This window comes from Mesorhizobium sp. DCY119 (assembly GCF_003590645.1).
GTDB lineage: Bacteria > Pseudomonadota > Alphaproteobacteria > Rhizobiales > Rhizobiaceae > Mesorhizobium_M.
The window spans coordinates 3,613,151-3,636,582 of record NZ_CP031834.1 but is presented as its reverse complement, the minus strand read 5'-3'; the positions used below and the strand labels follow the sequence as shown (position 1 = coordinate 3,636,582).

At 60.7% G+C, this 23,432-nt stretch carries 28 protein-coding genes; 23 read left to right on the top strand and 5 right to left on the bottom strand.

Features of this window, described 5'->3' with window-relative positions; all coding sequences use genetic code 11:
- Window positions 1–21: 21 nt before the first annotated feature.
- Window positions 22–369 carry a DUF1491 family protein gene (locus DZG07_RS17710; RefSeq protein WP_091913874.1) on the top strand — a complete coding sequence of 116 codons (348 nt, stop codon included), beginning with the start codon at window positions 22–24 and terminating at the stop codon, window positions 367–369.
- A gap of 20 nt (window positions 370–389) precedes the next feature.
- Here DZG07_RS17710 and DZG07_RS17705 read toward each other — a convergent pair whose 3' ends face one another.
- The 5 genes from DZG07_RS17705 to DZG07_RS17680 all read right to left on the bottom strand — a co-directional run bounded on the left by DZG07_RS17705 (window position 390) and on the right by DZG07_RS17680 (window position 5,922).
- Complete coding sequence (locus DZG07_RS17705) at window positions 390–1,358, bottom strand: DUF2336 domain-containing protein (RefSeq protein WP_119819189.1); 969 nt, start codon at window positions 1,356–1,358, stop codon at window positions 390–392.
- 348 nt (window positions 1,359–1,706) lie between these two features.
- The gene (locus DZG07_RS17700; protein ID WP_244537863.1) at window positions 1,707–2,096 is read right to left on the bottom strand and encodes a tudor domain-containing protein; all 390 of its coding nucleotides are present in this window, start codon (window positions 2,094–2,096) and stop codon (window positions 1,707–1,709) included.
- Window positions 2,097–2,521: 425 nt separating this feature from the next.
- Entirely contained in the window at window positions 2,522–3,064 is a 543-nt protein-coding gene (locus DZG07_RS17690) for a DUF1254 domain-containing protein (protein WP_091913876.1), read from the bottom strand.
- The gene (locus tag DZG07_RS17685; RefSeq protein WP_119821844.1) at window positions 3,057–3,641 is read right to left on the bottom strand and encodes a DUF1214 domain-containing protein; all 585 of its coding nucleotides are present in this window, start codon (window positions 3,639–3,641) and stop codon (window positions 3,057–3,059) included. Before DZG07_RS17685 ends, DZG07_RS17690 begins: the two co-directional genes overlap by 8 nt.
- Before the next feature lie 121 nt (window positions 3,642–3,762).
- Window positions 3,763–5,922 carry a PBP1A family penicillin-binding protein gene (locus DZG07_RS17680; protein WP_119819186.1) on the bottom strand — a complete coding sequence of 720 codons (2,160 nt, stop codon included), beginning with the start codon at window positions 5,920–5,922 and terminating at the stop codon, window positions 3,763–3,765.
- A gap of 289 nt (window positions 5,923–6,211) precedes the next feature.
- On the opposite strand from DZG07_RS17680, the gene DZG07_RS17675 reads away from it, so the two are divergent.
- The 22 genes from DZG07_RS17675 to DZG07_RS17570 all read left to right on the top strand — a co-directional run bounded on the left by DZG07_RS17675 (window position 6,212) and on the right by DZG07_RS17570 (window position 23,390).
- Window positions 6,212–6,688, top strand: a complete 477-nt coding sequence (locus tag DZG07_RS17675; protein WP_119819183.1) for a hypothetical protein — start codon at window positions 6,212–6,214, stop codon at window positions 6,686–6,688.
- On the top strand, window positions 6,642–7,925 hold the full coding sequence (locus DZG07_RS17670; RefSeq protein ID WP_119819181.1) for a terminase family protein: 1,284 nt from the start codon (window positions 6,642–6,644) through the stop codon (window positions 7,923–7,925). The genes DZG07_RS17675 and DZG07_RS17670 overlap by 47 nt, the downstream gene beginning before the upstream one ends.
- A gap of 38 nt (window positions 7,926–7,963) precedes the next feature.
- Complete coding sequence (locus tag DZG07_RS17665) at window positions 7,964–9,145, top strand: phage portal protein (RefSeq protein ID WP_119819178.1); 1,182 nt, start codon at window positions 7,964–7,966, stop codon at window positions 9,143–9,145.
- Between the two features lie 28 nt (window positions 9,146–9,173).
- Window positions 9,174–9,530, top strand: a complete 357-nt coding sequence (locus tag DZG07_RS17660) for a DUF6107 family protein (protein ID WP_119819176.1) — start codon at window positions 9,174–9,176, stop codon at window positions 9,528–9,530.
- The gene (locus tag DZG07_RS17655) at window positions 9,520–10,212 is read left to right on the top strand and encodes an HK97 family phage prohead protease (RefSeq protein ID WP_119819173.1); all 693 of its coding nucleotides are present in this window, start codon (window positions 9,520–9,522) and stop codon (window positions 10,210–10,212) included. Before DZG07_RS17660 ends, DZG07_RS17655 begins: the two co-directional genes overlap by 11 nt.
- On the top strand, window positions 10,209–11,465 hold the full coding sequence (locus DZG07_RS17650; RefSeq protein WP_119819171.1) for a phage major capsid protein: 1,257 nt from the start codon (window positions 10,209–10,211) through the stop codon (window positions 11,463–11,465). The genes DZG07_RS17655 and DZG07_RS17650 overlap by 4 nt, the downstream gene beginning before the upstream one ends.
- A 130-nt stretch (window positions 11,466–11,595) precedes the next feature.
- Complete coding sequence (locus DZG07_RS17645; RefSeq protein ID WP_119819168.1) at window positions 11,596–12,165, top strand: head-tail connector protein; 570 nt, start codon at window positions 11,596–11,598, stop codon at window positions 12,163–12,165.
- Window positions 12,165–12,500, top strand: coding sequence for a phage head closure protein (locus tag DZG07_RS17640; RefSeq protein WP_119819165.1), 336 nt, complete (start codon window positions 12,165–12,167; stop codon window positions 12,498–12,500). Before DZG07_RS17645 ends, DZG07_RS17640 begins: the two co-directional genes overlap by 1 nt.
- Window positions 12,497–12,685 (top strand): hypothetical protein, encoded by a 189-nt coding sequence (locus DZG07_RS17635; protein WP_119819163.1) that lies wholly within the window; start codon window positions 12,497–12,499, stop codon window positions 12,683–12,685. The genes DZG07_RS17640 and DZG07_RS17635 overlap by 4 nt, the downstream gene beginning before the upstream one ends.
- Window positions 12,666–13,076: a DUF3168 domain-containing protein gene (locus DZG07_RS17630; protein WP_119819160.1), complete on the top strand. Its 411-nt coding sequence runs from the start codon at window positions 12,666–12,668 to the stop codon at window positions 13,074–13,076. The genes DZG07_RS17635 and DZG07_RS17630 overlap by 20 nt, the downstream gene beginning before the upstream one ends.
- A gap of 54 nt (window positions 13,077–13,130) precedes the next feature.
- On the top strand, window positions 13,131–13,547 hold the full coding sequence (locus DZG07_RS17625; protein WP_119819157.1) for a phage major tail protein, TP901-1 family: 417 nt from the start codon (window positions 13,131–13,133) through the stop codon (window positions 13,545–13,547).
- The gene (locus tag DZG07_RS17620; RefSeq protein ID WP_119819154.1) at window positions 13,544–13,882 is read left to right on the top strand and encodes a gene transfer agent family protein; all 339 of its coding nucleotides are present in this window, start codon (window positions 13,544–13,546) and stop codon (window positions 13,880–13,882) included. The genes DZG07_RS17625 and DZG07_RS17620 overlap by 4 nt, the downstream gene beginning before the upstream one ends.
- The gene (locus DZG07_RS17615) at window positions 13,879–14,118 is read left to right on the top strand and encodes a rcc01693 family protein (protein ID WP_091913890.1); all 240 of its coding nucleotides are present in this window, start codon (window positions 13,879–13,881) and stop codon (window positions 14,116–14,118) included. Before DZG07_RS17620 ends, DZG07_RS17615 begins: the two co-directional genes overlap by 4 nt.
- Entirely contained in the window at window positions 14,103–14,678 is a 576-nt protein-coding gene (locus tag DZG07_RS17610; protein WP_091913891.1) for a phage tail tape measure protein, read from the top strand. The genes DZG07_RS17615 and DZG07_RS17610 overlap by 16 nt, the downstream gene beginning before the upstream one ends.
- Window positions 14,679–14,686: 8 nt before the next feature.
- Window positions 14,687–15,334, top strand: coding sequence for a DUF2460 domain-containing protein (locus tag DZG07_RS17605; RefSeq protein WP_119819151.1), 648 nt, complete (start codon window positions 14,687–14,689; stop codon window positions 15,332–15,334).
- Complete coding sequence (locus DZG07_RS17600) at window positions 15,331–16,221, top strand: DUF2163 domain-containing protein (protein WP_119819148.1); 891 nt, start codon at window positions 15,331–15,333, stop codon at window positions 16,219–16,221. Before DZG07_RS17605 ends, DZG07_RS17600 begins: the two co-directional genes overlap by 4 nt.
- The gene (locus tag DZG07_RS17595) at window positions 16,218–16,667 is read left to right on the top strand and encodes an NlpC/P60 family protein (RefSeq protein WP_119819145.1); all 450 of its coding nucleotides are present in this window, start codon (window positions 16,218–16,220) and stop codon (window positions 16,665–16,667) included. Before DZG07_RS17600 ends, DZG07_RS17595 begins: the two co-directional genes overlap by 4 nt.
- A 15-nt stretch (window positions 16,668–16,682) precedes the next feature.
- Window positions 16,683–20,582, top strand: a complete 3,900-nt coding sequence (locus DZG07_RS17590; RefSeq protein ID WP_119819143.1) for a glycoside hydrolase TIM-barrel-like domain-containing protein — start codon at window positions 16,683–16,685, stop codon at window positions 20,580–20,582.
- A gap of 34 nt (window positions 20,583–20,616) precedes the next feature.
- Window positions 20,617–20,823 carry a hypothetical protein gene (locus DZG07_RS17585; protein ID WP_119819140.1) on the top strand — a complete coding sequence of 69 codons (207 nt, stop codon included), beginning with the start codon at window positions 20,617–20,619 and terminating at the stop codon, window positions 20,821–20,823.
- A gap of 95 nt (window positions 20,824–20,918) precedes the next feature.
- On the top strand, window positions 20,919–21,224 hold the full coding sequence (locus DZG07_RS17580; RefSeq protein WP_119819137.1) for a hypothetical protein: 306 nt from the start codon (window positions 20,919–20,921) through the stop codon (window positions 21,222–21,224).
- A gap of 80 nt (window positions 21,225–21,304) precedes the next feature.
- On the top strand, window positions 21,305–21,970 hold the full coding sequence (locus tag DZG07_RS17575; protein ID WP_091913898.1) for a response regulator transcription factor: 666 nt from the start codon (window positions 21,305–21,307) through the stop codon (window positions 21,968–21,970).
- A gap of 46 nt (window positions 21,971–22,016) precedes the next feature.
- Window positions 22,017–23,390, top strand: coding sequence for an ATP-binding protein (locus DZG07_RS17570; RefSeq protein ID WP_119819134.1), 1,374 nt, complete (start codon window positions 22,017–22,019; stop codon window positions 23,388–23,390).
- Window positions 23,391–23,432 lie beyond the last annotated feature (42 nt).

Sequence of the window (23,432 nt, the reverse complement as noted above, 5' to 3'; positions counted from 1 at the left end):
CAGCTTGAGCCGTTCGTTTCCATGCGCGTCACCACCGACTTCTGGGTTTCCGCACTCCTGCGCCGGGTTTTCAGCGCAGGCGGCTTTGCTGCGATCGTCAAGCGCGGGGCGACGGAAGCGGGCGCAGTCTTCGTCATGTCGCGCAACCGTCTGGGCGAAACAGCTCTATACGGGCCTGCACCGCAGACTAGCTATGATTCAGCTCGCCCGGACGAGCGACATTTTTCACCACTGAATGTCGGCGAGGATACAGCCGCTTTGGAGGCTCGCCTGGAGAAGGAAAAGCGTTTCGATCCCGATATCTGGGTGGTCGAGATCGAGGCCGGACAGACGCCGGTCGAAGAGCTGATATCCATCGCGAAACTTTGAGCCGCGTACGCTCGGCGTCTTCAGCCAGCAGCGCTTCGGGTTACAGTCTGCAATGAGACGGGAGTGGATGGCGATCCGGCCTTCAACGTCTTGACGCTCTGGCGAGCAGCGTCCGGTTGCATGTTCCGGTAGCTATACAGAAACAGCCGGATTGATTCCGGGTCGGCGAATTTTCCGGGGTAGACGCAGGCAGCGATGAGAAACGCCTGTTCTTCGCTCAATTCCAGAGAGTGAAGAACGGCGATCAGTTCCGGGTGGTTGGCTTTTTCGGTGATCGACTTCGCTGTCGGAAAGTCGATTTGGCCGGCATCGGCAAGGGCTGTCTGGAAGAAAGCCGGATTGCCGGTCAAAGCCATGTCGCGAAGCTTCGCGTATCGCAGCGATCCTGCGGACTGTTCTGTCGTCGCATCGGGCGTAGTTTGGACCGGCACCATCATCGATCGCAGACGTCTGCGCGCATTGTCGGCGGAAATGCCGGGGACGGGTTCAGGATTGCCGTCGTTCAAAATCTGCGCCCTGCTGGCCGCTTCTACTTGAGCTTGACGCTCCTTCGGCAAGGGCAACCGCACCAGCTTTGGATTTTCGAGTGCCCAGACGAGATCGGCTATCGCCGGGTTGAGATCGGCGCGGCGTGCGATGGCACGCGCATGCGGCAATCCATGGCGGCCGATCAATGCGATGAGGTCAATATCCCTGAGGACCTTCGAGCGAATGAGCAGGGGTGCAGCTATGTCGACGGCTTCGTTGGAAAGCCGGCGGATCAGCGCGCCAGGCGCATCGGCACATTCCGAAAGTGCGGCGGCGGCAAAGCGGCGCGCCTCGACCGAGACCGTGTCGAAAAGCGGCAGCACCAGATCCTCAAGCTGCTTGATGTCGCGACGCGACGGACGTGTCAGCGAGCAGAAGGCCGACACGGCGGCGCGAAACAGCCTTTCGCTGCGTCCCGCTTCGCCTTTCAAGGCGAGTTGCCTGAAGTCTGAGGATGACACGAGGACTAGGCCTTACTCAAAACGCACACTTACAAAACAACCTGCCGGAGCCTGACCGAAAATTCGACGGTTTGGCGACAAAGTTAGCGTCGACCTGTTAGCTCAGTGTGCGTTGCATACTTTTCCATGCTAGCGCTAACGCATTGAAAAGTATGAGCATACTAGAATAACACGCTGCCAACTCTAATCCTTATCAAATCCTACATATCCTTGGTTAAGGGGGAGTGAACTGGCTCGAATGAACGCCGTTGCGTCCTCAAAAACTTCAATCTCAAAAAAACAAAACCCGCCGAAAAATCGGCGGGTTTTATCAGCGGTCTGGGCAGGCACGAAGCCTGCCCTTGCTTTTTACTGCGTCCGGCAGCGACCGGTCTTGGTGGTTTCCTTGTCGCCGTCATCGTAGTTGATGCCGATCTTCTCGCCGGCCAACGATGCAATTGTGCCCGGATACCATTCACCGGCGTTCTTGTAATTGCACTGGACCTTCATGCCGATCATCCAGTCGTAGGGGCGAACCTTGTCCAGGCTCACAGTCTCCCGATCACCGTCGTCGTAGCGGATCGTGACCGTCCCGCCCTCGACTTTTTCGGCAATGCCTGGAAACCAGTAACCAGCGTTTTTGTAGTTTCCGAGTACCCAATCACCTGCCGTTTGAGCGCTGGCGGCCCCGCCACCCAAGGCCATCATGCCGGCTGCAATCAATAAAGAGCTATACTTGATCAAAATCTGGTCTCCCATTACCAGTCCCCAAGCGGACCGTACAACGCTGTTGTTATGGCAACAGGACTGAATGCCAGATGAACCGTTGGCGTCGGCCGGTTCTTTTAGGCACCATATTTTTTCGAATGCGTTGGAATACGTTAGCAGTCTGTTAACTCTCTGCTGGCCTTATCAAGCATGGAGGCGTTGCGTAGTTGCTCCGGTCATACCGAGAGGGAAAGCGCGTGTCATGGGCAGCATACTGTCTTTCGTGCCGCGGAAAGCGGCAACCAGCCAAACGGACCGTCCATCAGAAACTCAGGCGTCCGTGATCATTTTTCCGGGGGTTCGCTACGAGCGACGGGCCATGTTGGAGGCGTCCGGCGTCAGTACGATATCGAGCTACGTCGGATCGAGCCATAAGAAGCCCGCCCCTCATCATTGAGGGGCTACGAGGCGAGGGGCTACTGCGGTTCGCAGGAGATGCTGCCAAGAAAACTGGCGGCAACTTGCTTCCAGCTGTCGTCCGGAACGAAGCTTCGCACCACGACGATGCCCTCATCGATCGGGGCCTCGACGAAGATCGATTTCTCAAATCCTTCCGGCAAATCCTTGCGGACCTCGATCATCTGGGCGGGCGTAAGGACGACGAAGTTCAACGAACGGTCCGTCGTCGTTCGATCATTGAAACTGTAGATATTCTGACCGGCACGGTTGTAGACCGAGACCGACCAGAACGGCATGTCGCCCTGCGCGCGCACCTGCACCACACCGTCGGTCAGATCGAAACGGCAGGCTGCCGCCTCAAATAGCGGATCGACCGATTTTACGGTCGATGTCGGGCCGGTCTCGGCGGCAAAGGGAGTAGCCGTGTAGAGATCCGCCGCCATGGCCAGGCGCGACCATGCGTCCCTTTCGGAGAAATCCGGGATCATCATCAGGACTGCGATATGAACGATGCCGGCGCCGAGCAGGCCAAGGATGATTGCATGAATAAGCCTAAGCATCGCAGCCGGCTTTCTTGACCAGCGGTAGCGCTACGTCAGCGATACCTGTGCTGCTTGCAATCGTCGTGTCGAAGAGAGTGAGCACGAAGAACATCGCACCCGAACCGCGCACCGCCAGCCAGTTGCCGGGCTGTGGGCGATTGCCGATGGAGATCGACAGGGAATTGTCCGGCGATCTGAGCACTCCATAGGAGTGGAGCGCGGCCGCCGGCTGTCTGTCATCCTTGATAGCAGTCAATGTCTGGTCGGCGGCGTAGAGCGTCCAGAAGCGCGCTGGGGGAACCGTGCCTTCGACGGTGTAGGTGCAGTTGCGTTGCAGTGCATCGCCTGAAGCATCGCGCTGGGCGATGAAGGAAAGACCCTCGGCACGGCCGAGCGCAAGCACCCCTTCGCGAGCTACACGCGCTTTGGAATAGGGATCGGCGTCAGCCGTGCCGATCTCCGGGAAGGCCGTCCATCCGCCGATCGATACCGCCCCCACGCCTTCCTGCAGCTTGAGCGCGTACCAGACGCTGGCGCCACCGCCGACGACGGCGATGAGAAGGGCGAGCACTATGAGGAAAGAGTTTTTGAGCATGATGCCCCGGACGGAAGGATGCCGCCCCGGCATATCGCGGTGTGGCAAGGCAAGGCAAGCGCGGCGAGAACAATCCCCGATGCTCGTAAGATGGCAACGGATGCGATTTCGGGAGCTGTCGTCACAGGGCCGATAGCGTTTTTGGTTCGGCTGGCGCTTCCAGCACCGGCGCGGCGTGGAAGAAATCGGTCATCTGCCGCAGCGCCTTTGTCGTGGTGCTGGACAAGACCGGCGGGCGCTCGATCTCTGCAGCCGCGGCTGCTTCCTCTGCATTCTTCTTTTCGGTTTCGGCGGCCTTGGCAGCGACCTTGGCGTCCACGAACGGGTCCTTGATGCCGGGAATGGGCTTGAGATCGATGTTCTGATGCGCGTAGGCCATGAAACGCTGCCAGACCATCGCCGGCAGCGAGCCACCGGTCATGTCCTTGGTGGTCGAAAAATCGTCGTTGCCGAGCCACACCGCGGCTGTGTAGTTGCCGGTGAAGCCGACATACCAGGCATCGCGGTACGACTGCGTCGTTCCGGTCTTGCCGGCGGAGCGGATGCCGGGGAGGGCTGCGCGCCGGGCCGTGCCGATTTCCGGAACCTGAACCAGCATGGAATTCATGTAGGACATCGCCTGTTCGGAAAGCACGCGCTTCGGCTTGGGTGCATCCTTGTCGTAATCATAGATGAGCTCGCCCGAATGCGTCACGAGCTGGGTTATGCCATGCCGCGTTCCGGCAAAGCCGCCATCGGCCATGGTATTGTAACCGGTGGCCTGATCCATCACCGTCATGCCGGACGTGCCGAGAACCATCGTCTTGTACGCTTCGAGTGGGGACTCGACGCCCATGGCTTCGGCCATGGCCTTGATCGGCGGGATGGACAGATAGTCCTTCGCCAGGCGCACAGGCACCGTGTTGACGGATTTCACCAGGGCGGTCGTGAGTGTCAGCCTGCCGGAAAACGAGCGGCCGTAGTTCTTCGGCGACCAGGCACCCCATGAGATCGGCCCGTCGGAAATCACCGAGTCCGGGGTGAAGCCGTGCTCCATCGCCGTTGCGTAGACATAGGGCTTGAAGGACGAGCCGGCCTGCCGCAGCGCCTTCGTCGCGCGGTTGAACTGGCTCGCACCATAATCCCGTCCGCCGACGATGGCGCGCACGGCTCCGTTGTTTTCCAGCACGACGACCGCACCTTCGGTGACGTGATATTGCTTGCCGTATTGGCGCAGATGGAACTCGAGCGACTCTTCAACTGCGCGCTGGATATTCATGTCGATGGTGGTGCGCGCCACGACCGAATGGTTGCCCGACTTTGCAGCAACGCGCTTGACCTCATCAAAAGCCCAGTCGAGAAAATAGTCCGGGCTCTTGCGGTCGCCGCGATCGACGACGTCAGCCGGGTGCAGGCGAGCCGAGAGGACTTGGCCCTCCGTCATGAAGCCCGATTGCACAAGGTTTGTCAGGACGACGTTGGCGCGCGCGCGCGCCGCAGGCAGATTGATGTGCGGGGCGTATTTCGTCGGAGCCTTGAACAGGCCGGCGAGCATAGCGGCTTCCGGGAGATTCAGGTCCTTGACCTGCTTGCCGAAGTAGAAATCCGCTGCCGCCGCGATGCCGAAAGTGCCGCCGCCCATATAGGCGCGATCGAGATAGAGCTGCAGGATTTCCTTTTTCGACAGGTTCGTCTCAAGCCAGACGGACAGGAAGGCTTCCTTGATCTTGCGCTCCACCGTTCGCTCGTTGGTGAGGAACAGGTTCTTGGCGAGCTGCTGGGTAATGCTGGACCCGCCCTGGACGACCGAGTTCGCCCGGACGTTTTCCGACATGGCGCGAAAAAGGCCGAGGAAGTCGATGCCGTAATGCTCGAAGAAACGGCGATCCTCGGTCGCCAGAACCGCCTTGATGACGAAATCCGGCATTTCGTCGACCGGTACCGAGTCGCGCTGGATGATACCGCGCTGCCCTATCTCGTTGCCGTAGCGGTCGAGAAAGGTGACGGCGAAGTCGTCCTGCTGGCGCCAGTTGCCGGTTGTTTCGTCGAACGCGGGCAGGGCGAGTGCGAGCAGGATGACCGAACCGGCCGCACCCATTGTGAAGCCTTCACTCAGAAGTTCGATGATGCCGCGCCGCCAGCCGGTGACGCGAAACCGCCGGAAGAAGATCGTCATCATCTCCCAGAACTGGCGCGCTTTGAAACCGGCCTCGTAAAGGGACGAATCGATCCAGGCATCGATAGCCAGCAACCTGCCGGCGCGCGGGCCTCTTGATTTTCGCTTTTCGAAAGGGTCTTCCATGCGACTGTAGCCCGAATGCGCGTTTCAAGACGTCCCAGATGTCATGCCGGCTCGTTGTCCGACATTGTTTTGTGCTCGATCTTACCGGATGAGGCGCCGGAAATCCAAGGCTCCCGTAAAGGCGACAAAAATCACACCCGAAATAGGAATATATTCTTGACACCGTAACGGTGCTTTGATAGTATCTCTATATCGTCAGAAAAGTGTGACCGGCGGGCCTGAACAGGCAGTAAACACCGCGTGAGATTGTCGGCACTTTTCTCCGGCACACCAAACCCCAGAGAGTCAGATGTTAACACGCACCCATGAACGGTGGATTGCGGCGCGCGCAATTTATGAAGAGACGCGGGCAACCGTCGAGCAACTGGCGGCGGCAACAGGCTGCAAGGCCGCGACCATAGAGGCACGCGCCGTGCGGGAAAAATGGGTTCGCTCTGCCGAGAGCACCCGACCCGCCAGCCAGAACGAACGCCTGGCAAAAGTGGTGGACCGGCTGATCGGCGAGGTCGAAGCCATCGGGATAGGAAGCGGTGAGAGCGCGACACTTCTGGACAAAGCCCGCATCGACGCGATCTCGGCGCTGACGCGTACCCTCGAAAAAATCGGCGAAATCACGCGCGGCAGCGATAGCGCGAAAGAGAACCAGATAAAACGAGATGCAGACATGGCCGGAATTCTCCGTCGAATTGACCAACGAATTGTCGAGCTGGCTGAGGGCTATGCAAGACAACTGGTCTGCCGAAAACCTGAGGGGCCGACCTGTTGAGCAGATCGAGAACGAATGGATTTTTCATGCGCGGCTTGCCCAGTATCGGCTGGAGCGGCAGCAGCCCGCGACCTGGCTTGTCATCGGCGGGCGCGGCGCCGGAAAGACGCGACTTGGTGCGGAGTGGGTGAATAGTCTCGTTCGCGGTTTCTCACCCTTTTCCGAAAAGAAACATATGCACATCGCGCTGGTCGGCGAAACGCTCGGCGATGTCCGGGAAGTGATGATCGACGGGCCTTCCGGCATCGTAACGATATCGCGTCACAATCGTCCGCGCTTCGAGGCAAGCCGGCGGCGGCTGGTCTGGGACAGCGGAGCGGTGGCGCAGATTTTTTCCTCGGAAGATCCCGAAAGCCTTCGGGGGCCGCAGTTCGAAGCGGCGTGGTGCGACGAGCTCGGCAAATGGAAAAATGCCGAAGCCTGTTTCGACATGCTGCAGTTCGGTTTGCGGCTCGGCGATCAGCCGCGACAGCTTATCACCACGACGCCCCGTCCGACAAAGCTCCTGAAGCGCCTGCTGGCGGAACCTGGCGTTGTCATCGAACGAATGAGAACCGATGAGAACGCGGGCAATCTGTCCCCGGCGTTCCTGCGGATGATGGAAAGGCGCTATGGCGGCACCGCTCTGGGAAGGCAGGAACTCGATGGCGAACTGATCGAAGACCGCGACGATGCTCTTTGGTCGCGCGGCATGATTGAAAATGTCAGGATTGCTGAACCGCCCGAGCTTTGCCGCATCGTCGTTGCGGTGGATCCGCCGGCTAGTTCGCGCAAGACGTCGGACGCTTGTGGCATCGTTGCGGCGGGGCTGGACCAGGAGGGGCAGGTTATTGTGCTGGCCGATGCAACCGTGCGGGCAGCAAAGCCACATGAGTGGGCCGCTGCTGCCGTTGCGCTGTTTCATCGTCTGGAGGCCGATTGCCTGGTTGCAGAGGTCAATCAGGGCGGCGACATGGTGACGGCGGTGATCCGGACAGTGGACCCGTCTATCCCGGTAAGGGCGGTGCGGGCGACGCGTGGGAAATGGCTGCGCGCCGAGCCCGTCGCAGCACTTTACGAACAAGGCAAGGTGCGGCACGCCGGACGCTTCGTCGAACTTGAAGACGAGATGTGCGACTTCGGCCCGAACGGATTGTCCGGCAGCCGGTCGCCGGATCGTGTCGATGCGCTCGTCTGGGCGATAAATGAACTGATGCCGGATCAAATGGCGCGACCGCGTATCCGGGACCTTTTGTAGCGCGCAACGCGTCGTTCAAATTCAAACAGGATGGACATATGGCTTGGAAATGGCCCTGGCCCCGCGATGCGGGGAACGGCAGTGTGCGGCCCGAACGCAAGAGCGGCAATCCGGGTGGTTTCGTCGCCATCCATGCCCAGGGCGAAGCGCGTTGGACACGGCGTGACTACGCGACGTTGTCGCGTGAAGGTTTCATGCGCAATCCGGTCGTGCACCGGGCGGTCCGGCTGATCTCCGAGACGGCCTCCGCGATACCGTGGCTGCTTTACGAAGGGGTTGCGGAACTCGACGAGCATCCGCTTTTGAGGCTGCTTGAGCGGCCCAACCAGCGGCAGGCAGGGGCGTCGTTTCTGGAGGCGCTCTATGGGCATCTCCTGCTGGCGGGAAATGCCTATGTCGAGCTGATCGAGGCAGGCGAGGGCGCGCGGGAGCTACATCTCCTGCGGCCCGATCGTGTGACCGTTCTGACGGATGCTTCCGGATGGCCTTCAGCGCTCGAATACCGCGAAGGCACGGGCAAGCGAAAAGCGCCCATGGGTATCCTGCGGGGCGGGGGAGCGTTGCATCTGACGCTCTTCCATCCGCTGGACGATCATTACGGCTTTCCGCCGCTCGAGGCGGCCCTGATGGCGCTCGACACGCACAATGCGGCGGGACGCTGGAACAAGGCGCTGCTCGACAATTCCGCGCGCCCTTCCGGTGCGCTGGTCTATGCGCCGAAGGAAGGCGGGAACCTCACCGACGAACAGTTCGAGCGGCTAAAGACCGAGCTTGAGGAAGGGTATTCGGGCACGACCCGCGCCGGCCGCCCGCTCCTGCTGGAGGGCGGGCTGGATTGGAAGGCCATGGGCATGACGCCGAAGGACATGGACTTCATCGAGGCGAAACACTCGGCGAGCCGCGATATTGCGCTGGCCTTCGGCGTGCCGCCGATGCTGCTCGGCATTCCCGGCGATAACACCTATGCGAACTATCAGGAGGCGAACCGGGCTTTCTACCGACTGACGATCCTGCCGCTGGTGGCCCGTATTTCCAAAGAGCTTTCCGGCTGGCTTGGCCCGGTGTTCGGCGAGGAATTGCGGCTCTGGTACGACGCCGACCGTGTCGACGGGCTGTCCGGGGAGCGCGACGCACTGTGGGCGCGAGTGGGGGCAGCAACATTCCTGAGCGATGACGAGAAGCGCGACGCGGTGGGTTATCAGCCGCGCGATATGGCGTGATCGTTCGCTCCAAACGAGGAGGTTCATCATGACCGAGATGTCACAGACGGCCTGGATCTGGTTTGCCAAAAGCGCCGGCGCGGTCGCCGGTTCGGCGATTTCGCTGGCTTATATTCTGCCGCATGGGCGGCACGACGCGGCGGCACGCTTCGCGGTCGGCGTGGTGTGCGGCCTGGTGTTCGGTGGAACCGCCGGCCTCAAGGTCGCAGCCGAACTCGGCGTTCAGGACATGATCGCGCCGGGCGAACTGGTGCTGATGGGATCGGCGATCGCGAGCCTTTGCGCCTGGTGGGCGCTGGGGTTCGTCATGCGCGCCTTCCAGCATAGCAGCCTCGCCCGGTTCATCGAAAGGAGACATGAGAGGATGAATGGCGATGGGCGTTGATGCGGCAAGGTTTTGCGAACGGAAATTCGTCGATCTGGTGCTCGACGAAGTTGAAACGGACGGCTCCTTTTCCGGCTACGCCAGCCTGTTCGGGCGGGTCGATCTCGGCAAGGATGTCGTCGAGCGAGGAGCCTTCACCAAGTCGCTGCGGACGCGCGGAGCGCCCGGTATCCGGATGCTTTTCCAGCACGACCCCAATGAACCGATCGGTGTCTGGACCGAGGTGAAGGAGGATGCGCGCGGCCTGTTCGTTCGCGGACGGCTGGCGAAGGATGTCGGCCGGGCCCGTGACGTGCTCGGCCTGATGCGTGGCGGCGCTCTCGACGGTCTGTCGATCGGATTTCGCGCCGTTCGCGCCAGGAAAGACGCGGCAAGCGGCATTCGCCATATCTTCGAGGCGGACCTCTGGGAGATATCCGTTGTCACCTTTCCGATGCTGCCCGAGGCGCGCATCGAAACGGTGAAGGGGCGAAGACGCCCGCTGCCAACGATACGCGAATTCGAATGCTGGCTCACGCGGGATGCGGGGCTGACAAGGAGCGAAGCCAGGGCGGTCGTCGCCAAGGGCTTCGCCAATCTCGCGAGCGGGCGGGATGCCGCCGCGGGAACTCCCACCGGCCTCGCGGCCACGATCCGCGAGGCGACGCGGATGATCAATGAAACAAGGAAATCCCTCATATGAATGCAGCACACAATTGCGATACGCTCGAAACCAAATCGGCTTCGGGCGAGCATCTCGATCTTTCCGATGCCTTCGGCGAGTTCATGACGACCTTCGAGGCGTTCAAGGACAGCAACAATGAAAGGCTGGCGCAACTCGAACGGCGCGGCACCGATGTCGTGACGACCGAAAAGGTCGATCGTATCTCGCGCGCACTGGACGAGCAGAAACGCGCCCTCGACAATCTCTCACTGAAGAAGATCCGCCCCGCACTTGGGCGCGAAGGCGGCAGGCTCGCATACAGCGAACACAAGAGCGCGTTCGAGGCTTATGTCCGCAATGGCGACGATCGCCAGCTTCGTGCACTCGACACCAAGGCGATGTCCTACGGTTCCGGCCAGGATGGCGGCTATCTGGTGCCGGACGAAACCGAGATGGAAATCGGCAGGCGGCTTTCGGCGCTTTCACCGATCCGTTCGATCGCTTCGGTGCGGCAGGTGTCTGCAGCGGTTCTGAAGAAGCCATTCGCCATCAACGGCCCGGCGGTCGGCTGGGTCGGTGAGACGGCGGCGCGGCCGCAGACGGCAGCGCCGACGCTCGCGGAATTGCAGTTCCCGACCATGGAACTCTATGCCATGCCGGCCGCGACGCCGTCGCTGCTGGAAGATGCGGTGGTCGATCTCGACCAGTGGATTTCGAGCGAAGTCGAAGCGGCATTCGCCGAGCAGGAGGGTGCAGCCTTCGTGAATGGCGATGGCACCAACAAACCCAAGGGCTTTCTCGACTACACGACAGTGGCCGAGGGAAACTGGGCCTGGGGCAAGATCGGCTACACGCTGACCGGCGACACCGGTGAACTGCCGGCCGACGACCCGTCCGATGTCCTCATCGATACGGTCTACGCGTTGAAGGCCGGTTATCGCCAGAACGCCAACTGGGTGATGAACCGCAAGACGCAGGCCTCGATCCGCAAGCTGAAGGACGCTGACGGCAACTACCTGTGGCAGCCTCCGGCAGCCCCTGGCCAGCGTGCCATGCTGATGGGCTTTCCGCTCGTCGAGGCCGAAGACATGCCCGATGCCGGCGCCGATGCGACGCCGATCGCCTTCGGCGACTTTGCCCGCGGCTATCTGATCGTGGATCGCACGGGCGTTCGCGTGTTGCGCGATCCTTACTCCGCCAAGCCCTACGTCCTGTTCTACACGACCAAGCGCGTCGGCGGCGGCGTGCAGGATTTCGACGCGATCAAGTTGCTCAAATTCGGCACTAACTAAGATCTTCTGACCTCCCGATCGACAATGTTAAACGGCGAGCCACCCCTCTCGTCGATCGCATTGTCGCGGCGGCCCCGGTTCCTCCAGCCGGGGCCGTTTTCTTTTTGAAATCCGAAAACGAGGTGCGCAAATGACGCTTTTCCGAACGGTCGATCCGGCCGTCGAACCGGTGACGCTGACGGCGGTGAAAAGCCATCTGCGCCTATCGCACGACACCGAAGATGAGTTGCTGTCCGGGTTGATCAAGGCGGCACGCGAGGATGTCGAGCGGGTAACCGGCGTTGCGATGATCAGCCAGAGCTGGCGATTGGCCATGGATCGCTGGCCGCGCAGCGGTCGCGTGGTGCTGGCGCGTTGCCCGGTACAGGAAATCCTTTCCGTGACGGTCTTCGGCAGCGAAGGAGAAGCTTCGCTGGTCGATCCGGCGGACTATCAGGTCGACACGCTTTCGCGGCCCGCGCGTATTCATTTCGAACAGCGTCCCGAGCCGATGCGGGCGATGAACGGCATCGAGATCGATTTTTCTGCTGGTTTCGGCGAGGCCGGGACGGACGTGCCGGACCTGTTGAAGCGCGCGGTCATGATGCTGGTTACCCACTGGTACGAGTTTCGCGCCAGCTACGGGGCGGCAGATCAGCCGGTTTCCTATCCGGCGGGCTACGACCGGCTGATTGCCGGCTATCGCGAGCGGAGGCTGTGATGAACGCAACCTTTATCGACCCGGGCCGACTGAGGACCGAGCTGGCGTTGCAGGAATGCGTTGTAACGTCTGATGGTCTGGGCGGGCATGGCGAGACCTGGTCCGAGATTGCCTCTGTCTTTGCTATGGTCGAGCCGGTGGGGGCACAAAGCGTCTTCGGCGCCGGGCAGTCACTGGAGACGGTGACCCATCGTGTCACGATCAGGCGGCGCGATGGCGTGGCAAGCGGCATGCGCTTCGTCAGGCAGGAGCGCGTGTTCGAAATCGTCACCGTTCATGATCCCGACGAGACCAGCCGATATATGGTCTGCAGGGTACGGGAGGAGGGGCGATGAAAGTGGCGATGACAATGACGCTCGACGGCCTTTTGCGTTCCCTGCGCTGGAAGGCGCACGATCTGGCGGAGAACGCCGAACGCCGCTACCGTACGCAACCGCGAACCCCGTTGATCGGAGAGGATATCCCCGATCGCGTGGTTCGAAGGATGGGGGACCAGGACGATGACCGCACCAGCCGCTGAATTGCAGAAGGCGATCTTCGTCGCGCTCGGCGGCGACCCGGCCCTGACGGTGCTTCTCGGCGGCGGCAAGATCTACGATCATGCTCCCGCCAATATCGCGTTTCCCTACATCACCTTCGGGCGCACGAGCATCTACGACTGGAGCACCGGAACCGAAAGCGGAACCGAGCAGCTTTTCACGCTTCATGTCTGGTCGAAGGCCAAGGGCAAGAAGGAAACGCTGGATGTCATGGAAGCTGCCCGGGCGTGTCTGGACGGCGGTTCCCTTACGCTCGACGAACATCACCTTGTGAACATGCGCCTCGAATTCGCCGAGGCGCGATATGACGAGGACCTTTCGGTCCATCACGGCTTGCTGCGCTATCGCGCGGTGACCGAAGAAGCGGCCTGAGTATTCGCGCTCCGGCGCGGCCGCACACTTCCAACAAAAAATCAGGAGACCACCATGGTCGCACAGAAAGGCAAGGACCTTCTTCTCAAGCTCGACTCCAATGGAGCGGGCAGTTTCGTCACGGTTGCCGGCCTAAGGTCGAAGCGTATCGCCTTCAACAGCGAGACCGTCGATATCACCGATTCAGACTCGGTCGGACGCTGGCGGGAATTGCTTGCCGGCAGCGGCGTGCAGCGCGCCTCCATCGGCGGCTCCGGGATATTCAAGGATGCGCAGTCCGACGCGACCATCCGGCAGCGTTTCTTCGCTGGTGAAATATCGAGCTGGCAGTTTCTGGTCCCGGATTTCGGGACTGTCCAGGGAGCCTTTCAGATCACCTCGCTCGAATATACCGGCAGTCACGACGGTGAAGTCACTTTCGAAATGTCTCTCGAATCCGCGGGGCCGGTCAGCTTCACGGTGATGCCATGACGGTAAACCGAAGGCGCGGCGAGATCGCCGCAGAACTCGACGGCAAGACTTATCGGCTGTGCCTGACGCTTGGTGCACTGGCGGAACTGGAAGCCGCCTATGCGGCTGACGATCTCGGCGCGCTGGTCGAGCGGTTTTCCCGCGGGCGCCTGTCGGCGCTCGACATGATCCGCATCATCGGGGCGGGATTGCGTGGTGCTGGCCACGACATATCGGACGATGACGTCGGTGGCATGCAGGCCGCAAACGGCGCGACAGGCTTTGCAGCAATCGTCTCGGACTTGCTGACCACGACATTCGGCACCGCACAGGGTGAGCCTTCGCCAAACCCTTGAAGGCCGCAGCGGCAGAACAAAGCGAATTCCCGTGGGACCACGTCATGGCCATGGGTTTCGGCCTGCTGCGGCTTTCTCCAAAGACATTCTGGTCGATGACGCCCCGCGAGTTTGAACGCGCGATCAGCGCGCTGTCTCCGAGCAAGGGCGCTGCGCCGCGACGCAGTGATCTTGTGTCACTCATGCGCGCCTTTCCCGACAAATCCTTACAGGAGGAAGCATGGCCGAAGACGTGATCGTCTCGATAAATGCCGACACGACACCCTTCCAGACGGCGCTCGAAAATCTGGAGAAAATGTCGGACCGCTTCGGCACCCAGCTGACGGGAGCGCTGAAAAATGCCGCGATCAACGGCCGGGAACTCGACGATGTTCTGCGCCGCGTCGGGTTGAACCTGGCCGGGATGGCGCTTGAGCAAGGATTGAAGCCGCTTCAATCGCTGGCTGGATCACTGTTTTCGGGACTGCTCGGCGGACTTGGCGGGATTTTGCCCTTCGCCAAGGGCGGCGTTCCCGGTCATGTGGTGCCGTTCGCCAGCGGTGGCGTGGTTTCCACGCCCAGCTATTTTCCGATGGGCCGCAATATCGGCCTGATGGGAGAGGCGGGATCGGAGGCGATCCTGCCGCTGCAGAGATCGGCCGATGGGCGGCTGGGGGTCGCGGCTTCGGGAGGCGGCTCGCCGGTCAACGTGGTGTTCAATGTCACGGTTCAGGACGCGGCCTCGTTCCGTAAATCCGAAGCGCAGATAACCGGCATGCTGGCGCGTGCCGTATCGCGCGGCACAAGAACCTTTTGAGGACGAGCATGACGGAACTTTCCGGTTTTCACGATGTGCGGTTTCCGCTTGCGATCTCCTTCGGTGCGACCGGCGGACCCGAAAGACGCAATGAGATTGTCGCACTGACCTCCGGCCGCGAAAAACGCAATGCCCGGTTCTCGCAGTCACGGCATCACTACGACGCTGGGACCGGCGTAAGATCGCTGGAGGACCTTCACGACGTGCTGGTTTTCTTCGAAGCCAGACGCGGGTCGCTGCACGCGTTTCGTTTTCGCGACCCCTTCGACATGAAATCCTGCTGTCCGGCCGATACGCCGTCGGCGCGAGATCAGGCATTGGGAAGCGGCGACGGTGCGACGGCTCGATATGCGCTGGTGAAACGCTATGGGACCGGCGACGAGGCTTATCTTCGCTTCGTGCGAAAGCCCGCGCCGGGCACGTTGAAGGTTGCCGTTGGTGGCGTCGAGGTATCGGCAGGATCCTTTGCCTTCGATGATGAAACAGGCGAGATCGTCTTTGCTGCAAATGCGATCCCGCCATTGGGGGCTGCAGTCACAGCCGGCTACGAGTTCGACGTTCCTGTGCGGTTCGACATAGAGCGCATGTCGATGAGCCTGACGGCCTTCAAGGCGGGGCAGATACCGTCCATTCCGTTGATCGAGGTGCAGCTTTGAACGCCTATCCGCAAGCTCTTGCCGAGCATTTGTCGCGCGACATCACCACCGTCTGCAACTGTTGGCGGATGACTCGGGTCGATGGACAGGTCACCGGCTACACCGACCATGACCGTGCTTTGCGCTTCGATGGAACTTCGTTTGAGCCTGAATCGGGTTTCAGCGCGAGCGAAGCGAGAAAAACAATCGGACTGGCCGTCGATACGGTCGATATCGAGGGAGCGCTGTCATCCGCGCTTATCAGCGACGATGATGTCGCCGCCGGGCTTTACGATCGCGCGAAAGTCGAGACTTTTCTCGTCGACTGGCGCGAGCCTGGTAATTTTGCCTTGTTGCGTACGGCGACGATCGGAAAGATCACCCGCAGCGACCAGCGTTTTGTCGCCGAGATGGAAAGCATGACGCATGCGCTGGATCAGCCGAACGGGCGCTACGTGACCCGTTCCTGCGACGCCGAACTGGGCGATGCGCGCTGCAAATTTCTGCTCAACCGACCGGGATACGGCGGAGCAGGCACGGTGATGTCCCTGGATGGTGCCGATACGATTGTGGTTTCCGGACTTGAAGCATTCGAAGCTGGCTGGTTCTCCCAAGGCGTCCTGACCTGGACGGGCGGTACGCGAGCCGGACGAACCGATCGCGTGGCAGATCATCGCCGCGACATACGCGGTATCGTGTTGATGTTACGACCCGGAAATGGCCCTGCCATCGGTTCGGGGGACAGCTTTTCGATCAAGGCCGGCTGCGACAAGACCTTCGCGACCTGTAAGGCAAAGTTCTCGAACTCGCTGAATTTCCGAGGATTTCCGCATCTTCCGGGCAACGACGCCGCCTATGGCTATGTCACGGAGGGCGGCCAGTTCGATGGACGTCCAGTCGTACCATGAGCCCTGGAGAGATATCGGCGGCAATTCTGGCCGAGGCGCGAAGCTGGCTCGGCACGCCTTATCGCCATCAGGGCCGGCGCAAGGGCGTGGGCTGCGATTGCCTCGGCCTGGTCCTCGGGGTCTGGCGCGAGATTTACGGGAGGGAGCCGGAGCTACCAGGTCCCTATGCTCCGGACTGGGCCGAGGCGGGTGAGCAAGACTTGCTGCTCTCGGCGGCACGGCGGCATTGCTTCGAAAGAGCGGCGGATGAGCTGACTGCAGGTGATCTGATCCTGTTTCGCTGGCGTCCGCATCTGGCGGCAAAGCACGCGGGAATTCTGCTCGAACCGGATCGTTTCATTCACGCTTATCAAGGCAGCGCGGTGGTCGTATCGGCGCTGGTGCCGCAGTGGAGACGCCGCATCGCCGGCGTGTTCGCCTTCCCCGAATATCCCAAGACAAACTGACCTCCGGAGGCCTTAATGGCGACCATTCTGCTGCAAGCCGCCGGGGCGTTTCTTGGCGGTGTGCTCGGTCCTGTCGGAAGCGCGATTGGATCGGCCGCCGGTGCCCTGGCCGGCTATGCCATCGACCGTGCCTTGATCGACAGTACCCGCCATCTGGAAGGACCGCGCCTGACGGGCGCACGCGCCTTCACGGCAGAGGAGGGGGCCTCGATCCCACGCGTCTATGGCGCGGCCCGTCTGGGCGGTACCTTGATCTGGGCGACGCATTTCGAGGAAACCCGTTCGACGAAGCGCCAAGGGTCCAAGGGCGGCGCGCGCGTCACGGAGTATTCCTATTTCGCCAATGTCGCCTTTGCGCTGTGCGAAGGTGAAATCGCTGGTGTTCGCCGTATCTGGGCGGATGGCCGCGAAATAGATCGAAACAATTTTGAGATCAGGATTTATCGCGGAACCGAGGATCAACCCGTCGATCCGCTGATTGAGGCCAAGCAGGGCAGCGGCAATGCGCCGGCCTACCGCGGTCTTGCCTATGTCGTGATCGATCGCTTTGCGCTTGGCGAATACGGCAACCGGATACCGCAGTTCCAGTTTGAAATCCTGCGGCCGGTCGGGAGTACGGCCAGAAACGCTCGCGCCATCTCGCTCATTCCTGGGGCGACCGAATACGGCCTTTCAGCGGAACTGGTGACGCGTCAGAAAAGGCCCGGCGAGACTGAGGCCGAGAACCGCCATATTCTCCATGCCGGCACGAATCTCGCGGCATCGCTGGACGAACTCCAGATGCTTTGCCCAAATCTCGAGCGCGTGGCTCTGGTTGCCACCTGGTATGGCGACGATCTGAGGGCCGGGAACTGCAAGGTTCGTCCCGGCGTGACCAGCCGGCTTTCTGCAGGCTTTTCCCAAAGCTGGAGAGCCTCGGGCGTCGGTCGCGACGCTGCGATGCTTGTATCTTCGGTTGACGGCAGCGCTGCCTATGGTGGCACGCCGTCCGACCGGAGCATCATATCCGCGATCCGCGAGATCAAGGCGCGCGGCCTGAAAGTGACGCTCTATCCGTTCATCATGATGGACATTGCGGCCGGAAACACGTTGCCAGACCCTTATGGAGATGCGGCTCAGGCCAGCTACCCATGGCGCGGCAGGATTACAGCCAATCCGGCGGCAATGCGGCCGGGTACCGCCGACAAGACGATGGCGGCGCGAACGCAGGTGTCGGCATTCTGCGGCAGCGCGCAGAGAAATCAGTTCACCGCTTCAGATGGAACGATCCTGTTTTCGGGATCGGCGGATGACTGGGGCTATCGCCGCTTTGTGCTCCACTTCGTGCATCTGGTGCAGGCCGCCGGCGGGGTCGATGCTTTCCTGATCGGAACCGAGTTGCGCGGACTGACCACGCTGCGCGATGGAGACGGCCAATTCCCGTTCGTCGAGGCGCTGTGCGCGCTGGCCCCCGATACGCGCGAAATCCTGGGCCCTGATACCACCATCACCTACGGCGCCGATTGGAGCGAATATTTTGGCCATCACCCGGCCGACGGCAGCGGTGACGTCTGCTTTCACCTCGACGCTCTGTGGGCGCATCCGGCCATCGATGCAATCGGCATAGACAACTACATGCCGCTCTCGGATTGGCGTGATTCAGATTACTCCTTGCAAAATCCTGACGGTTTTTCAGGGCCTTACGACGAAAACAGCATGAACGGCGCGATAGCCGGCGGCGAGGGCTACGACTGGCACTATGCATCCTATGGCGCACGAAAGCTGCGCGCCCGCACGCCGATCACGGACGGAGCCTACGGAAAGCCCTGGGTGTACCGATACAAGGATCTCGTAAACTGGTGGAGCAATCCGCATTACGATCATCTGGGCGGACAGGAGGTCCTGACACCGACCGATTGGGTGCCCTGTTCCAAGCCGATCTGGTTTACCGAACTCGGCTGCCCTGCCGTGGACAAGGGGCCGAACCAGCCCAATGTTTTTCCGGATCCGAAGTCAGCTGAAACCGCGGAACCGTATTTTTCAAATGGCGGCCGGTCTGATCTGGCGCAGCAACGGTTTCTGGATGCTCACTTTCGGCATTGGGACCCGGCAGGGCTGGATTTCATCGACGATTGGAACCCGGTCTCCCCCGTCTATGGCGGGCGCATGGTCGATCCGGCGCGCATGTATCTATGGGCGTGGGATGCACGGCCATTTCCGGCGTTCCCGCTTCGCACCGATATCTGGAGAGATGGCGACAACTGGCAGCGTGGCCATTGGCTGAATGGGCGGCTTCAAAGCCCGGGCGTTGGCGCACTGGTGAACCAGATACTTAGGGATCATGGTCTTCCGCCTGCCGAGGTCTCGGACGCAGATGGTACGGTTCATGGCTATGTCATCTCCGATCCGACTACGGCGCGCTCAGCGCTGGAGCCGATCATCGAACTCTTTGATCTTTCTGTCACCGAAGAGCCCGATCGGCTCGTCTTTCGAAGCGCCGGTTCGCAGGTTTCCGGGTCGATTGAGATCGATGAATTGGTCTGGAACGATGGTGATGCCATGGTTGAAACCGTTCGCGTGCCCGACCATGAACTGCCGGTTGAAGGCATCCTCGCATTTCGAGACCCTTTGACGGAGTATCAGGCGGCATCCGTCAGAACCGTTCGTTTCGGCGCGTCAGGCAGCCGCCAGCAGACCGTTTCGTTCCCGGGCGTGCTGGAAAAAGGGCAGGGCCAAGCGCTTCTGGCAGACTGGATGCGGCGTGTCTGGTGCGAACGTGAGACCGTGACTTTCGCGGTTGCCGCGCAAACGGCGGACATTGTTCCGGGCGCAATCGTACGTCTGCCGTCCTTGGCCGGTGGCTCTGAATTTCTGGTCACAGGAATAGAGGAGGGTCTGGTCCGCAAAGTCGCTGCGCGGCAGATAGTGCGCTCGGTTCCAGCACCATGGCAGTCAAGCAGGATCGAGGCGAAGCCGATGGCGGCGCAACTCGTTGGCCTGCCACATGTGGAATTCCTCGACTTGCCCGCCCCATCCGGTGGCCTGCCTCAAGATCAGTTCAAGGTCGCTGTCTGGCAAAAGCCTTGGAAGAGCCAGTTGGTTTTCGTATCCCCGGAAGAGACGGGCTTCGTACAACGTGCATCGGTTTCCCGCCCGGCAGATGTCGGCCGTTTGGTCGAGGCCCTGGCGCCCGGATTCGAAGGGCGCGTCGATCAGGTCGGCTCCCTCCTCGTGGAATTGTTCGATGCGGAAGTGGCGAGCGTCAGCTCCCTTCAGTATCTGAACGGCGCGAACGCAGCGGCAATCAGATCGACGGCTGGCGTCTGGGAAATCGTGCAGTTCCGGACGGCAGAAGAAATAGCTCCCGATGTCTGGCGGCTTGGCGATCTGTTGCGCGGTCAGTTGGGAACGAACGACGCGATGATGGCCGGTGCCGCTGCCGGCGCCAGTTTTGTCATGCTGGACGATGCGGTTCAGGCAGGGGGCCTGTTGGCCAGCGAAATCGGCCTTCCTCTCAACTGGCGTGTCGGGCCCGTGGGAACGGATTTTTCGAGCGCCAGTTTTGTAACGCAATCGGCAACCGGAGGTTTGCGCGCGCAGTTACCGCTATCGCCCGTCCATCTGCGCGCGACACTAAGGACGAATGGCGACCTCTCGATTTCCTGGATACGGCGGGGCCGCATCGATGCCGATAGCTGGTCGGCAAGTGAAATCCCGCTCGGCGAAGAACGTGAAGAATATCAGATCGAGATCGCCCGGCCGAACGGGGTTGCGATTCGCACCGTAACCGTTTTGGAGCCGAGGTGGCTTTATCCGGCAACTTCCATCGCATCGGATCTGGGTTCCGCGGCCGGCGAGATCGACGTGACCGTAAGGCAACTCAGCGTAGCCGTCGGTTGGGGCATCCCGGTCGGCCGGCGGTTTGTGCTGAATTAGTGTTCCAATTCTCCTGAAAGGAAAGAAACAAGCGATGAACGAAAGCAAACCCTGGTATCTCTCGCGCACGATCTGGGCGTCTGTGATCACCGTTATGGCCGCAACGGCCGGGCTGATTGGTCTTTCTGTCGACGATACCGATCAGGCTGTCCTGACGGACACTATACTTCAGGTTGTTACAGGGCTGGCTGGCATTGTTGCCATTATTGCGCGACTGTCGGCGACAGACCGGATCGGCTGAAATGACAGGGATCGTCGCAGGCTTGCCAGCCTGCTCCAATACTGCTGATCTATCGTTCATTTCACGTTCAGCAGTCATTGGGTAGAACGACACGCATGAAAACGCTTCGCTCAAAATTCCGGTCTGCTGCCCTGGCGCTCAGCGCCTCAGGCGTATTGTTGTCGGGGGTATTCTCTCTCCCGGCAGGAGCGGACGAATTTTCCGATGAACAGCCGCTGATCGTGGCTGCTGCCGACTGCTATTCGATCGGCCAGCAGGTCGCGGCTCAGAATGGCGGCACGCTTGCCAAAGCGAGCTCGGCAACCCGCGGCGGTCAGGCTGTCTGCGTGATCGTCGTGCTGGTGCCTGGCAAGGATGGCGAGCGGCCGCGACGTTCCGAGTTCGTTGTTCCGCAGAACTGAGTTCCGGTTTGCGTTGTTTCCCCACAGCTTGGAATCGGCCTATATCTGACCCCCGTTTGCGGTAACAGGCGAATAAAATCATGCGCATACTGGTCGTAGAAGATGACAAGGACCTGAACCGTCAGGTGTCAGAGGCGCTCAGCGATGCCGGATATGTCGTCGACACGGCATTCGACGGTGAGGAAGGGCATTTCCTCGGCGATACCGAACCTTATGACGCTGTCGTGCTCGATATCGGTCTGCCGCAGATGGATGGGATCAGCGTGGTCGAACGCTGGCGGCGAAACGGCCGCAAGATGCCTGTGCTTATTCTCACGGCGCGCGACCGCTGGAGCGACAAGGTTTCCGGCATCGACGCAGGGGCCGACGACTATGTGACGAAGCCCTTCCATATCGAGGAAATCCTGGCGCGCGTGCGTGCGCTCATTCGCAGGGCCGCGGGCCATGCTTCCTCGGAATTGACATGCGGTCCGTTGCGGCTCGATACAAAAGCCTCGAAAGCGGACGTCAATGGCGTGCCGCTCAAATTGACCTCCCACGAATTCAGGCTGCTTGCCTATCTCATGCATCACATGGGCGAGGTTGTTTCACGCACCGAATTGGTGGAGCATCTGTATGATCAGGATTTCGATCGGGATTCCAATACGATCGAGGTGTTCGTGGGCCGGCTTCGCAAGAAGATGGGCATCGACATGATCGAGACGGTGCGCGGCATGGGCTATCGCATGCGTGAGCCTAGCGTGTGAGGCCCGAACGTCTCCAGACATCGATTTTGCCCGGCGGACATAGCAGATGACCGTCGGACCCCGCTCGCTGGCATTTCGCGTCGTCGCCTTTTCAACCATCTGGGCGGTTCTTGCTCTCATTGCCATCTACACGGTGATCGCCACGCTCTATCAACAGACGAGCGAACGGGGCTTCGAGAGCCTTTTGTCTGCCCATCTCTTCAACCTGATCGGGTCTGTTGGCGTGTCGGAGCCCGGCGTGCTGACCGGTGGCCCTGATCTCGGCGATCTCAGATTTTCCGAACCAAATTCGGGCTGGTACTGGGTAGTCGAGCCAGCCTCACCTGGCCTGAGCGGTTCGCTTCGTTCGCTGTCGATGACGGAGCCGATTCCGTCGCCGACTGCCGAAGAGGTTCCGTTCAACTCCAGCTTCCAGCGCAATTACGAAACCAAGGGCATCGCCGGCGAAGATCTCGAAGTGTTTGAAAGCGAGTTCGTGCTCGATGCAAAGAATCGGATCGCGCGCTTTCGCGTCATGGGGAACCGGACGGAACTGGAAGATGAGATCGGCGTCTTCGAACGACGTCTCCTAACCTATCTCTCGCTGTTTGGCGTGGGGATGATCGCCATCAATGCGATCGCGATTCTTTTGGGCCTGAGACCGCTTGGCCGGGTTCGTGAGGCGCTGGCTATGGTGCGTGAGGGGACCGCCCAGAGGCTGGACGGCAAGTTTCCAGCCGAGATCGAGCCGCTGGCCAACGAAACCAATGCGCTTATCGACAATAACCGGCGCATCGTCGAGCGATCGCGCACTCAGGTCGGAAATCTGGCGCATTCGCTGAAAACGCCACTTGCCGTTTTGATAAACGAGGGGCGCGCCCTGGGAGGCAAAAAGGGAAAGCTTATCTCGGATCAGGCAACAGCCATGCAAAGCCAGGTCGATCACTATCTTCAGCGCGCTCGTGTGGCCGCGCAGCGCGATAGCGTCGTCTACCGGACGCCCATTTCCCCGATTTTGCACCGGTTGGTGCGAGTGATGGAGAAGCTGAAGCCGGAGAACCAGCTTACGCTCGTAGAACCGTCATCGGAAATCGTATTCGGCGGTGAACGCGAAGACCTGGAGGAAATCGTCGGCAATCTGCTGGAAAATGCCATGAAATGGGCAAATAGCACTGTGCGCGTGTCGGTTGATCAGACCCACGGCGAGGATGCGGTGGGCATGTTCTCGATAACGATCGAGGACGATGGACCGGGTATACCCGAGGAAAAGGCGCGCGAAGCGCTAAAACGCGGTCGGCGTCTCGACGAAACCAAGCCAGGCTCGGGTTTGGGCCTTGCGATCGTTGCGGATCTCGTCAACGAATACAGCGGCAAGCTCATGCTCGAGCGGTCTGCAATGGGCGGTCTTAGTGCGATTGTTCAACTTCGCAGTGTGCAATAGGAAGAATGCGCCGTTCGGCCATAGGCAAGCGGCCAAATTTCG

Coding starts and splice junctions, on each gene's coding strand:
- DZG07_RS17710 (WP_091913874.1), top strand. CDS start 22: ATGCGCGTCACCACCGACTTCTGGGTTTCCGCACTCCTGCGCCGGGTT.
- DZG07_RS17700 (WP_244537863.1), bottom strand. CDS start 2,096: ATGGGAGACCAGATTTTGATCAAGTATAGCTCTTTATTGATTGCAGCC.
- DZG07_RS17690 (WP_091913876.1), bottom strand. CDS start 3,064: ATGCTTAGGCTTATTCATGCAATCATCCTTGGCCTGCTCGGCGCCGGC.
- DZG07_RS17685 (WP_119821844.1), bottom strand. CDS start 3,641: ATGCTCAAAAACTCTTTCCTCATAGTGCTCGCCCTTCTCATCGCCGTC.
- DZG07_RS17680 (WP_119819186.1), bottom strand. CDS start 5,922: ATGGAAGACCCTTTCGAAAAGCGAAAATCAAGAGGCCCGCGCGCCGGC.
- DZG07_RS17675 (WP_119819183.1), top strand. CDS start 6,212: ATGTTAACACGCACCCATGAACGGTGGATTGCGGCGCGCGCAATTTAT.
- DZG07_RS17670 (WP_119819181.1), top strand. CDS start 6,642: ATGCAAGACAACTGGTCTGCCGAAAACCTGAGGGGCCGACCTGTTGAG.
- DZG07_RS17665 (WP_119819178.1), top strand. CDS start 7,964: ATGGCTTGGAAATGGCCCTGGCCCCGCGATGCGGGGAACGGCAGTGTG.
- DZG07_RS17660 (WP_119819176.1), top strand. CDS start 9,174: ATGACCGAGATGTCACAGACGGCCTGGATCTGGTTTGCCAAAAGCGCC.
- DZG07_RS17655 (WP_119819173.1), top strand. CDS start 9,520: ATGGGCGTTGATGCGGCAAGGTTTTGCGAACGGAAATTCGTCGATCTG.
- DZG07_RS17650 (WP_119819171.1), top strand. CDS start 10,209: ATGAATGCAGCACACAATTGCGATACGCTCGAAACCAAATCGGCTTCG.
- DZG07_RS17645 (WP_119819168.1), top strand. CDS start 11,596: ATGACGCTTTTCCGAACGGTCGATCCGGCCGTCGAACCGGTGACGCTG.
- DZG07_RS17640 (WP_119819165.1), top strand. CDS start 12,165: ATGAACGCAACCTTTATCGACCCGGGCCGACTGAGGACCGAGCTGGCG.
- DZG07_RS17635 (WP_119819163.1), top strand. CDS start 12,497: ATGAAAGTGGCGATGACAATGACGCTCGACGGCCTTTTGCGTTCCCTG.
- DZG07_RS17630 (WP_119819160.1), top strand. CDS start 12,666: ATGACCGCACCAGCCGCTGAATTGCAGAAGGCGATCTTCGTCGCGCTC.
- DZG07_RS17625 (WP_119819157.1), top strand. CDS start 13,131: ATGGTCGCACAGAAAGGCAAGGACCTTCTTCTCAAGCTCGACTCCAAT.
- DZG07_RS17620 (WP_119819154.1), top strand. CDS start 13,544: ATGACGGTAAACCGAAGGCGCGGCGAGATCGCCGCAGAACTCGACGGC.
- DZG07_RS17610 (WP_091913891.1), top strand. CDS start 14,103: ATGGCCGAAGACGTGATCGTCTCGATAAATGCCGACACGACACCCTTC.
- DZG07_RS17605 (WP_119819151.1), top strand. CDS start 14,687: ATGACGGAACTTTCCGGTTTTCACGATGTGCGGTTTCCGCTTGCGATC.
- DZG07_RS17595 (WP_119819145.1), top strand. CDS start 16,218: ATGAGCCCTGGAGAGATATCGGCGGCAATTCTGGCCGAGGCGCGAAGC.
- DZG07_RS17590 (WP_119819143.1), top strand. CDS start 16,683: ATGGCGACCATTCTGCTGCAAGCCGCCGGGGCGTTTCTTGGCGGTGTG.
- DZG07_RS17585 (WP_119819140.1), top strand. CDS start 20,617: ATGAACGAAAGCAAACCCTGGTATCTCTCGCGCACGATCTGGGCGTCT.
- DZG07_RS17580 (WP_119819137.1), top strand. CDS start 20,919: ATGAAAACGCTTCGCTCAAAATTCCGGTCTGCTGCCCTGGCGCTCAGC.
- DZG07_RS17575 (WP_091913898.1), top strand. CDS start 21,305: ATGCGCATACTGGTCGTAGAAGATGACAAGGACCTGAACCGTCAGGTG.
- DZG07_RS17570 (WP_119819134.1), top strand. CDS start 22,017: ATGACCGTCGGACCCCGCTCGCTGGCATTTCGCGTCGTCGCCTTTTCA.